Origin of the sequence: Kitasatospora sp. NPDC088160 (assembly GCF_044741445.1) — a bacterium.
In the GTDB taxonomy this organism is placed as follows: Bacteria; Actinomycetota; Actinomycetes; order Streptomycetales; family Streptomycetaceae; genus Kitasatospora.
The window spans coordinates 374,967-384,127 of the sequence record NZ_JBIUSS010000002.1 but is presented as its reverse complement, the minus strand read 5'-3'; the positions used below and the strand labels follow the sequence as shown (position 1 = coordinate 384,127).

Genomic DNA, 9,161 nt, shown 5'->3' with positions numbered 1-9,161 from the left:
CGGCGGAGGCGGCGGAGGCGGCGGAGGCGGCGGAGGCGGCGGAGGCGGCGGAGGCGGCGGAGGCGGCGGAGGCGGCGGAGGCGGCGGAGGCGGCGGAGGCGGCGGAGCCTGCGGGCCGGTAGCCGCCCAGGCCCGGGAACGCGAGGGGCACCCGCCGGGCCGATGGCCCGACGGGTGCCCCTCGCCGCGGGTCGTGGAGAGTGGATCAGTGCCCCATCCCGTGGCCGCCGCCGACCGGGACGACCGCGCCGGTGACGAAGCTCGCCTCCTCGCTGGCCAGGAAGCGGACCACAGCGGCCACCTCGGCCGCGGTACCTGGGCGGCGCAGTGCCGTCCCGGCGACCAGCTCGGCGCGGCGTTCCGGTGTGAGGTGGGCGATCATGTCGGTCTCGATCAGCCCGGGTGCCACCACGTTGACCGTGATGTTGCGCCGGCCGAGCTCCCAGCACATCGACCGGGCCAAGCCGATCAGGGCGGACTTGGAGGCGGCGTAGTTGGTCTGGCCGGGCGAGCCCGCCATCCCGACCGTGGAGGACACCAGGAGCACCCTGCCCCACCGTGCCGTGGCCATCCGGACGGCCGCCCTACGGGCCACCCGGAACGCCCCCATCAGGTTGGTCTCGATGACGGCCGCGAAGTCCTCCTCGGACATCCCGAGCATCAGCATGTCCCGGGTCGCGCCAGCGTTGGCCACCAGCACCTCCACCGGTCCCTGCTGGGCTTCCACCTCGGCGAAGGCCCGCTCGACCGACTGCGGGTCGGTGACGTCACACCGTACGCCGAACAGGCCGGCCGGCGGCTCCCCGGACCGGTAGGTGACCGCGACCTTGTCGCCGGCCTCCGCGAAGGTACGGGCGACCTCAAGCCCGATTCCGCGGTTGCCACCGGTGACCAGTACGGAACGACTCATCGCTTCCCCTCCTGGGCGGATACCGACAGGTCCGCCGGCGCCTCACCCCCGGCATCGGTGAGACCGGACAGCCGGGCCAGGGCCTCGGCCGTGCCGGTGAAGTGCGCGGCGTGCCAGCCCGCTGCCCGGGCGCCCGTGCAGTTGGCGCCCAGGTCGTCGACCAGGAGGCACTCCTCGGGCCTCAACCCGAGGCGCTCGGCAGCTAGTCGGAAGATCCCGGGCTCCGGCTTGCGGTGCCCGACCTGGAAGGAGAGCACGATCTCGTCGAACAGCTCGACCGGGACCATCCGCCGCCAGTGCTCGTCCCAGCTGGGCACCATGTTGGACAGCACGCCAATCCGGTACCCGGCATCGCGGAGCTCTGCAAGCCTCGCCAACCACGGTTCGTTGACCTGGCGGTCGGTGAACCACTTGGCGGCGAAGTCGGAGAGGTCGACCACCGCGCCGTGTTCGGTCCGCAGCACCTCCTCCACCTGCCGGGACCACTCCGACTCCGAGACCAGGGGCGTGTCCAGCGGAGCCATCACATCGGTGCCGTACCGCGCCGCCACCTCGTACATGGCCCGCCGGAGCAACTCCGGTTCCAGGCCCATCGGACGGCAGAACGCCGCCATGGTCACCTCGATCGGCGGGGTCAGCACGCCCCCGAAGTCGGTCCAGACCGCGCGGATCGCCATGTCAGTCCTCCTCGACGGAGTTGGCGGGGGCCAGAGTCACCGTCGTCTTCGCGACGGTCACGTCCCCCTGGGTGAACGCCACCGGGACCGTCCACCGGCCGGCCGGGCTCTCCGACAGGGCCGCGGGTACGGCCACCGTCACCGGCTCGTCCAGTTCGGTGAACCGCCGGAACCCGGCGGTGGCACCCACCACCGCGACGCGGCCCGCCACCCGGCCGGCGCCCTCGGCGAAGGCCAGCAGCGCGAGCTGCCGGGCGGCCTCCAGCAGCACCATCGCCGGTAGGTGGTCGTAGGCGTGGTCGAACAGGCTGCGGTTGTCAAAGCGCGGGGCGACGACGGCGCGGAGCATGCCCCCGGCCCACCCCGGATCGGCCAGGACCACGTTGTCGGCCCGTCCCCGTCCCACGCGTTCCGGCACCACCGCCGTCCCTGCGGGGGCCGGTCCGGCGTCCGAGGTGGAGGACGGGGGGTCGCGCCGCTGCAGGTAGCGCAGGGCGTCATGCTCCCGGGCGGTGAGGGCGCTGACGGCCATGGTCGCCGAACCGACCGGGGAGCCGTCCAGGTAGAGCCGCTGGTCCACGACGATGCTCCGGATCCGGTCGCCCTTCCGCGTGACCTCCGGGTAACCGGTGCTGATGTGCAGCTCTCCGGGCAGTCGGCCGCGGAGCGCCGCCGTGGGACCGTCCAGTTCGATCGCCAGCGTGTTGACCAGGAACGCGGTCCGGACCGGCACTTCGAGGAACCGGTGCGCCCCGTAGACGGCGGCCTGCCGGGACGCTTCGAGCAGCAGCAGGAGGTCGAAGGCCGCAGCGGCCAGGTGATCGCTGTAGTAGGAGTGCGCCAGCGGCAGTTGCGCGCCGGCCAGGTAGCGGTCGCCACCAACCGGCCTCATGTCCGTCACGAAGACCTCGGCGAGCGCGGTGCGGTGCACCAACTGCCGCTCCACGGTTCGACCGAAGCTGATCACGCCGACTGCCTCCGGGTTGGTGTCACTCAGTTGATTCGACGTCATGCCCGCAGGATGGGCCACCGCCGCGCCCCTCCACCCGGCCGATCAACCCAAGAGCCGGGTACACCCATCACTTTGGTTATATCCGGCACTCCTCTTGGTGATAGGCGGCAACCGAGAGCGGATCGACCCCGCCTAGCGTGGCTGACGTCCGCAAACCCGGAAGGAGTTCGCACCATGGCCCCGAACAGCACCGAGCTCACCACCGACCGGCAGGAAGTGATCCGCCGGATCGTCGCCGAGGAACTGGACCTGGAGACCGCCGAGCTGAGCGGAAGCGCGCTCTTCATCGAGGACCTGGAGGCCGATTCGCTCTCCCTCATCCAGATCTTCTCCCGCATCGAACGGGAACTGGCGGTCTCCATCCCGCAGAGCCAGATGACGGCGATGGTCAGCCTGGACGCCATTGAGGAGGTCGTCGCCCGGTACGTCGACGGGGGACCGAGCGGTGCCTGAGTTCACGCACCGGCGGGTCGTCATCACCGGCCTGGGAGCGGTCAGCAGCCTCGGCATCGGCGCCGGCGCCTTCAGCGACGGGATCCGCGCCGCCCGCAGCGGCGTCTCACCGATCACCAGCTTCGACGCCGCCGGATTCCCGTACATCAACGCCGGCGAGGTGAAGGACTTCGAGCCGTCCGCGATCCTGGAACGGATCCGCCCCGAGCGCTGGGGCCGCAGCAGCCTGCTGGCCGCGGCCGCGGCCCGGTTGGCCCTCCAGGACTCGGGCCTGGACCCGGACGAGCTGTCCCGCTCGGCCGCTGGCTCGGTGATGGGAACGACGAGTGGAGAGTCGACCGTCGTCCAGCAGCTCACCGAGCAGTGGGTGGCCCACGGCCTCCAGGGGCTCGACCCCGCCCTGATCGCCCAGGTCCCGGCGAGCCGGATCGCCAACGCCGTCAACCACGAGCTACAGCTCACCGGGGACGCGCAGACCATCCCCACCGCCTGCTCCGCGAGCAACTACGCGCTGGGCTACGCCTACGACCTGGTCCGCACCGGCGAGGCGGACTACATGCTGGCGGGCGGTGCCGACTCGGTGAACCGCTACACCCACGCCGGCTTCTACCGGCTGGGCGCCCTGGCCGAGAACACCTGCCGCCCGTTCGACGTCGACCGGGCCGGCATCATCACGGCCGAGGGCGGCGTCTCGCTGCTCCTCGAACCGCTGGAGGACGCGGTCCGGCGCGGCGCGCGGATCTACGCGGAGGTCCTCGGATACGCCGTGAACTGCGACGCCGCGCACATGGTGCACCCCGACCCGACCAGCATCGCGAACTGCATCCGGCAGGCGCACCGGAACGCGGGGATCGAGCCCGACCAGGTCGACTACATCTGCGCGCACGGCACCGGCACCCCCACCAACGACGCCACCGAGGTACGGGCGGTCCACGAGGTGTTCGGGGACCGGCTGCCACCGATCAGTTCGATCAAGTCGATGATCGGCCACACCATGGGGGCCGCCAGCGGTTTCGGTGCGCTGGTCTGCTGCAAGGCTTTGGAGGGCGACTTCCTCCCCCCGACGGCCAACGTGCGGACCGTCGACCCCGCGCTGGGACCGGGGCTCGACTGCGTCCCCGGGCAGGCCCGGCCCGCCCGGCTCGACGTGGTGCAGAACCACGGCTTCGCCTTCGGCGGGAACAACGCCATCACTGTTCTGGGGAGGTTGACGTAATGCCGAAGACCCTTCCTCGGGGGACGGTCGAGCCCCTCGCGATCACCGGCGCCGGCGTGGTGTCGGCAGCCGGGCTCGGCCTGGCGGCGCTCGGTGACGCGATCGCCGGGAAGCCGCTCGCCGACTCGCCGCCGGCCGACCCGCAGCCGGGCGACTACCCGGCTGGCCCGATGAGGCCCGTGCCGCCGGTGGACTTCGCCGAGCACCTCGGCAGAAAAGGGCTGCGCCACCTGGACCGGACCACCAAACTCGGACTGCTGGCATGCAAGTTGGCCTTGGACAGCACCGACGACCAGGCCTCGGATCCGGCCACTGGCGTGGTCATGGGCACCAGCACCGGAAGCATCCGCAGCACTGCGGAGTTCTGCCGGGACACCCTGGTCCACGACCGTCCGTACCTGGTGGACGCCGGCTCGTTCCCGAACACGGTCATGAACTGCTGCGCCGGCCAGATCGCTATCCGCTACGGCCTGCACGGCGTGAACGCGACCCTCGCGGGCGGCCAGCTGTCCAGCCTGCTCGCCCTCCGGTACGCGCGCAACGCCCTGGTCGGGCGGCAGTCCCCACGCCTGCTGGTCGGCGGCGTGGAGGAGCTCGGACCGCAATCGGCCTGGGCCTGGCACCTCGCGGGCGGTCTGGCGCCCGAGGCGGGGCTGGGCGAGGGGTGCGCGGTGTTCGCCGTTTCCGGCGCCCCGGAGGCGGCTCCGGACGGCGGAACTGCGGACCCTACCGGAGACGGTCGATCGGCCGCCCCGCCACTCGCCTGGCTGCTCGCCTGCGAGGTCGCCTATCTGGGAGGCGAAGTCCATCGGGGCCGCCTAGCCGAGGGCCTGGCCAGGGTGATCACGCGGGCCATGGGGCGGAGCGGCGTTCGCCCCGAGGAGGTCGACCTCGTCTCCATGGGCGCCTGCGGCCACCGCGGACTGCGGCGGATCGAGGAGCGCGCCGTGACCGCGGCGCTGGAGCGGGTGCCCGAACGGGTCCTGCGCGCCGGGGAAGCGCTCGGCGAGTGCTACAGCGCGGCCGGCTCCCTGCAACTGGCCGCCCTGCTGGGCGAATGGCAGGAAAGGCCGGACTCGGCCGGCCGGGTCGGGCTCGTCACCGCGGTCGGATCGGACGGGAATGCTGGATGTGTCGTGGTGCGCGCACCGGCTCCGGTCGGCTGATCAGCGAGGCCTCGACAGCCTTGTTCACCGCGTCGATCCGGGAGACCGCGTCGAGCTTGCGGAAGACGTTGCGCAGGTGGAGCTTTACGGTGCCCTCGGCGATCGACAGCCGCGCCGCGATCTGCCGGTTGCTCATTGCGCCCGCGACCAGCGCCAGAACCTCCTGCTCGCGGGTCGACAGCAGCTCGGCGTCGCCGACGGCCGGGGTGAGCTGGATGCTGTCCCTTGTCACGGAGAGGATCACCCGGTCGCGGTCCTGCCAGACGCCCCTGATGGCGGCGGCCAGATCGCGCTGGCTGATGGTCTTGTGCAGGTAGCCGCGGATGCCCAGTTCGAGCAGTTCCTGGATGAGTCTCGGGTCCGCGTACATGCTGAGGATGATCACCTGCGTCCGGGGCGAGGCCTCACGCAGCCGGCGCACGGTGAGCAACGGTTTGCTGCCGGGCATCTCGATGTCCAGCAGCGCGATGTCCGGCTTGATCCTGGCGCTCAGTGCGACCGCATCGGACCCGTCCCCTGCCTGGGCGATCACATCGAAGTCGGACTGCGCGGAGAGCACCTCACACAGCACCTCGCGCAACAGCGTGTGATCGTCGGCGACGAGGATGCGGATAGGGTTTTCCATCGTTGAAATCACAGACAATCCTCCCGTGGGGAATGTTTCCAATCCCAAAGCCTGCCTTTCCCACATCATAACCCGCCGATCAACCCTCCAGCCTCTCATTCGGCTGGCGCGTCTCGGCTGGTCGAAAACTAGCCATCCGGCACAGAACGACCCCGTGTAAGAAAGTTCACGAGAGCTCTGCGTTTGAAATCCTATGCGCCCCGCATTCATGGAAGATTTCCGAAAGGATTCATGATGTCTGATTCATCCGGCGTTCTCGTCGTCGGCGCCGGCCCGACCGGTCTGACCCTCGCCGTCGAACTGCTCTCCCGAGGCACCTCGGTACGTGTGGTCGACCGCGCCGAACGCCCGCACCCGCACTCCCGCGCGCTCGTGCTGTGGCCCCGAGCCCTCGAGGTGCTCGACCGGCTCGGGGCCGGAGCGGCTCTGGCCCGGCAGTCGATGCCCATCCACGGCCAGGTCTACTACTCCGGCGGCAGCCGCAAGGCCAGGGTCGACTTCGAACGGCTGGCCGGGTCCCGTTTCACCTCTCCGGTATCAATCCCACAACTGGAAACCGAAAAGGCTCTACGGGAACGATTTGCGGAAATGGGCGGGCAAATCGAGTTCGGCGTCGAATTGGCCGACCTCAAAGATACCGGCGGGAAGGTCGAGGCGACGCTGGTATCCCCGGGGTCAGACCGGGCCGAAACCGTCCGGACTGATTGGCTGGTGGGCTGCGACGGGGCGCACAGCAAGGTCCGTGAACTCATCGGGGTCAGCTTCGAGGGCGCGCCGTACGAACAGAAATTCGTACTCACCGACGGAGCCTGCGCCACCTCGCTGGCCCACGACGAAGCCCACCACTTCATGACCGACACCGGCGTCCTGACCGTCCTGGGCCTGCCCGGAGGCGACTACCGGGTCGTCGCCAGTGTCGCCGCGGACATGAAGATCGACGACCCGGTCGCCTTCGTCCAGGCGGCCGCCGCCGAGCGCTGCCCGGTGCCGCTCCAGTTGCTCAGGAAGCAGCGGACCGGGGACTTCCGGGTCCAGCGGCGACTGGCCGGCGCCTTCAAGGTCGGCAGGGTGCTGATCCTCGGCGACGCGGCCCACGTCAACAGCCCGGTCGGCGCCCAGGGGCTCAACACTGGCATCGAGGACGCCCACGGGCTCGGCTGGCGGCTCACCCAGGTGCAACGAGGCATCCACTCCGAGGAGGTGCTGGAGGAATGGGCCGCCGAGCGGCGCCACATGGCTGGCATCGTGGTCGCCGACACCGACCGGCAGACCCGGATGTGGATGCTGACCGGCCGGCGAGCCACCGTCCGCGACCTCGCCCTCGCGGCGGCCCAGCGCACCGGGCTGCTCAACCGCTACATGCCCGCCAGGTTTGCCCAGTTGAGCAACTCCTACCCGAGCGACGGGCCCGGCATCGGCTCGCTGCGGGCTGGCATGCGCCTGCCCGACGTCCGCTTCGAAGGCGGGTGGCTGCGGGACCTGCTGTCTCCCGACGACCTGCTGCTGCTGGTCCTCCCAGCCGACCGGCGCGACCCCGGCCGGCTCGCGTCGGCCCAGCGACTGGTCTCGCGGGTACGGGACCATGCCGCCTCCAGCCCGGTCGGGATCCGTCAGGTCGTCCTGTCCCGGCGGGCGGCCGCCACCGACCCCGCGGACTCCACCGGCGCGGCGCACTCCGCGCTGGAAGCCCGGGAACCGAGCGTGATCCTGGTCCGTCCGGACGGGATCATCGCGCTGGCCTGCCGGTTCGACGATCCCCGGATCGCCCGCCGGATCCGGGAGCTGGCCCCCGCCCGGCGCACGCCACGACTGGCGGCCGACCCGGTATGACCCTCCTCCACCCCGGCCCCACCCGCCCTCCGGGGCCCCGGGATGCGACGCACCGGGTCGTGCTGGTGCACCACGCTGGCGGCTCTGACGTGGAATATCGGCGGTGGGCCCGGTACTTCCCGCCCGAGTGGGACGTCTTGGCCGTCGGGCTGCCCGGCCGGGGCGGCTCCCGCGGAGCACCGGTCGTGCGCACCATCGCGGAGCTGAGCGACCGGCTCGTCGCCGAACTCTCCTCGCTGCCCGACCGGCCACTCGCCCTGTTCGGCCACAGCATGGGCGCGCTGGTCTGCTACGACCTGGCCCGCACCCTGATCGTCCACGGCCTGCCTGCGCCGCTGTGGCTCGGCGTCTCCGCACACCCCGGCCCCGCCCACCACGTCGGCGGCCGGCCCGCCCCGACCGCCCTGCCCAGCGAGGAACTGCGGGCGCTGGTCAGCGAATGGGGCGGGCTGGAGCCCCGTCTCCTCGCCGATGACACCCTCTGGTCCTTCGTCGAGCCTCCCTTGCGCCAGGACCTGGATCTGGTGGCCTCCTGGTCGCGGGACCGGCTCGGCGCCCCGCTACCCGTCCCCCTGACCGCCTTCTGCGGCTCCGCGGACCGCCTCGCCCGCCCGGCCCAGGCCGCCAGCTGGGCCGAGCACACCGACCACTTCCTCGGCCTCAGAGTGCGGACCGGGGGCCACTTCTACTTCCGCGGCGACGTCCGGACCGTCATCGACCAGATCGTGTTCGAGATCCGCTCGGCCGCCCGGCACACCACAGTTCGCCAGTCCCGCCAACGACCCAGGAGCCGATCAGCGTGAAGGAACGAACCGCTGCAACCCTCCGCCGCGCGGACGAGGACCGCCCCGCCCCCGACGTCCTCAGCGTCGACCCCTACGGCGAGCTCGTACGGCTCGGCCTACTGCCCGGAGCCCGCAACGACGCCCGCCCCGCCGCACCGGAGGCTCCGCGCGCCGAACGGCTCCCACCCGAGTAGCCGCACCGCTTCGCCGACGCGCAATCTCGCCTACCGGCGGGGGAGGCTCAGGATGCGACAGGAGGGGCCACGGAGTAATCCGAGAGACTGCGAGTGCCGGGAAAAGTCAGGCCAGCGGGTATCTGGCCTGGTCTCAGCTCGGTGAGCTCTCCAGGAGCTCGAACGTGTACGCCGAAGGCCGCTTTCTCGTGAACGAGAAAATGGCCTCTGACCTACGACTATGGAGTTGAACTCCGCTCGATAAAACAGGAGTTGAACCTGCGACACCTTGACCCCCAAGTCAAGAGGTTCAA

10 protein-coding genes are annotated in these 9,161 nt (G+C 71.0%); 6 read left to right on the top strand and 4 right to left on the bottom strand.

Going from position 1 to position 9,161, the window contains the following annotated elements; genetic code table 11:
• Window positions 1–205 precede the first annotated feature (205 nt).
• From ACIOGZ_RS04325 to ACIOGZ_RS04315, 3 genes are read right to left on the bottom strand one after another with little or no spacing between them, the layout of a single operon-like run.
• Window positions 206–910 carry an SDR family oxidoreductase gene (locus tag ACIOGZ_RS04325; RefSeq protein ID WP_400811549.1) on the bottom strand — a complete coding sequence of 235 codons (705 nt, stop codon included), beginning with the start codon at window positions 908–910 and terminating at the stop codon, window positions 206–208.
• The gene (locus ACIOGZ_RS04320) at window positions 907–1,587 is read right to left on the bottom strand and encodes an HAD family hydrolase (protein ID WP_400811546.1); all 681 of its coding nucleotides are present in this window, start codon (window positions 1,585–1,587) and stop codon (window positions 907–909) included. Before ACIOGZ_RS04320 ends, ACIOGZ_RS04325 begins: the two co-directional genes overlap by 4 nt.
• Before the next feature lies 1 nt (window position 1,588).
• A complete protein-coding gene (locus tag ACIOGZ_RS04315) occupies window positions 1,589–2,599 on the bottom strand; it encodes a ScbA/BarX family gamma-butyrolactone biosynthesis protein (protein ID WP_400811543.1) in 1,011 nt (336 codons plus the stop codon).
• Between the two features lie 174 nt (window positions 2,600–2,773).
• Here ACIOGZ_RS04315 and ACIOGZ_RS04310 point away from each other — a divergent pair, with 174 nt between their 5' ends.
• From ACIOGZ_RS04310 to ACIOGZ_RS04300, 3 genes are read left to right on the top strand one after another with little or no spacing between them, the layout of a single operon-like run.
• The gene (locus tag ACIOGZ_RS04310) at window positions 2,774–3,052 is read left to right on the top strand and encodes an acyl carrier protein (protein ID WP_400811541.1); all 279 of its coding nucleotides are present in this window, start codon (window positions 2,774–2,776) and stop codon (window positions 3,050–3,052) included.
• On the top strand, window positions 3,045–4,268 hold the full coding sequence (locus ACIOGZ_RS04305; RefSeq protein WP_400811538.1) for a beta-ketoacyl-[acyl-carrier-protein] synthase family protein: 1,224 nt from the start codon (window positions 3,045–3,047) through the stop codon (window positions 4,266–4,268). The genes ACIOGZ_RS04310 and ACIOGZ_RS04305 overlap by 8 nt, the downstream gene beginning before the upstream one ends.
• Window positions 4,268–5,434, top strand: a complete 1,167-nt coding sequence (locus ACIOGZ_RS04300) for a beta-ketoacyl synthase N-terminal-like domain-containing protein (protein WP_400811535.1) — start codon at window positions 4,268–4,270, stop codon at window positions 5,432–5,434. The genes ACIOGZ_RS04305 and ACIOGZ_RS04300 overlap by 1 nt, the downstream gene beginning before the upstream one ends.
• On the opposite strand, the gene ACIOGZ_RS04295 is transcribed toward ACIOGZ_RS04300, so the two are convergent.
• On the bottom strand, window positions 5,367–6,071 hold the full coding sequence (locus tag ACIOGZ_RS04295; RefSeq protein WP_400984765.1) for a response regulator: 705 nt from the start codon (window positions 6,069–6,071) through the stop codon (window positions 5,367–5,369). The two genes, ACIOGZ_RS04300 and ACIOGZ_RS04295, sit on opposite strands and share 68 nt — an antisense overlap.
• Window positions 6,072–6,293: 222 nt before the next feature.
• On the opposite strand from ACIOGZ_RS04295, the gene ACIOGZ_RS04290 reads away from it, so the two are divergent.
• Genes ACIOGZ_RS04290 through ACIOGZ_RS04280 form a run of 3 tightly spaced genes read left to right on the top strand, consistent with a single transcriptional unit; the run spans window position 6,294 to window position 8,868 of the window.
• Window positions 6,294–7,889: an FAD-dependent monooxygenase gene (locus tag ACIOGZ_RS04290; RefSeq protein ID WP_400811530.1), complete on the top strand. Its 1,596-nt coding sequence runs from the start codon at window positions 6,294–6,296 to the stop codon at window positions 7,887–7,889.
• Window positions 7,886–8,692 carry a thioesterase II family protein gene (locus ACIOGZ_RS04285; protein WP_400984760.1) on the top strand — a complete coding sequence of 269 codons (807 nt, stop codon included), beginning with the start codon at window positions 7,886–7,888 and terminating at the stop codon, window positions 8,690–8,692. The genes ACIOGZ_RS04290 and ACIOGZ_RS04285 overlap by 4 nt, the downstream gene beginning before the upstream one ends.
• Window positions 8,689–8,868, top strand: a complete 180-nt coding sequence (locus ACIOGZ_RS04280) for a hypothetical protein (protein WP_400811525.1) — start codon at window positions 8,689–8,691, stop codon at window positions 8,866–8,868. The genes ACIOGZ_RS04285 and ACIOGZ_RS04280 overlap by 4 nt, the downstream gene beginning before the upstream one ends.
• Window positions 8,869–9,161: the final 293 nt, after the last annotated feature.

Bases quoted from the DNA above. Each gene is read 5' to 3' on its own strand.
- ACIOGZ_RS04290 (WP_400811530.1), top strand. From the start codon at position 6,294: ATGTCTGATTCATCCGGCGTTCTCGTCGTCGGCGCCGGCCCGACCGGT.
- ACIOGZ_RS04315 (WP_400811543.1), bottom strand. From the start codon at position 2,599: ATGACGTCGAATCAACTGAGTGACACCAACCCGGAGGCAGTCGGCGTG.
- ACIOGZ_RS04285 (WP_400984760.1), top strand. From the start codon at position 7,886: ATGACCCTCCTCCACCCCGGCCCCACCCGCCCTCCGGGGCCCCGGGAT.
- ACIOGZ_RS04325 (WP_400811549.1), bottom strand. From the start codon at position 910: ATGAGTCGTTCCGTACTGGTCACCGGTGGCAACCGCGGAATCGGGCTT.
- ACIOGZ_RS04310 (WP_400811541.1), top strand. From the start codon at position 2,774: ATGGCCCCGAACAGCACCGAGCTCACCACCGACCGGCAGGAAGTGATC.
- ACIOGZ_RS04320 (WP_400811546.1), bottom strand. From the start codon at position 1,587: ATGGCGATCCGCGCGGTCTGGACCGACTTCGGGGGCGTGCTGACCCCG.
- ACIOGZ_RS04300 (WP_400811535.1), top strand. From the start codon at position 4,268: ATGCCGAAGACCCTTCCTCGGGGGACGGTCGAGCCCCTCGCGATCACC.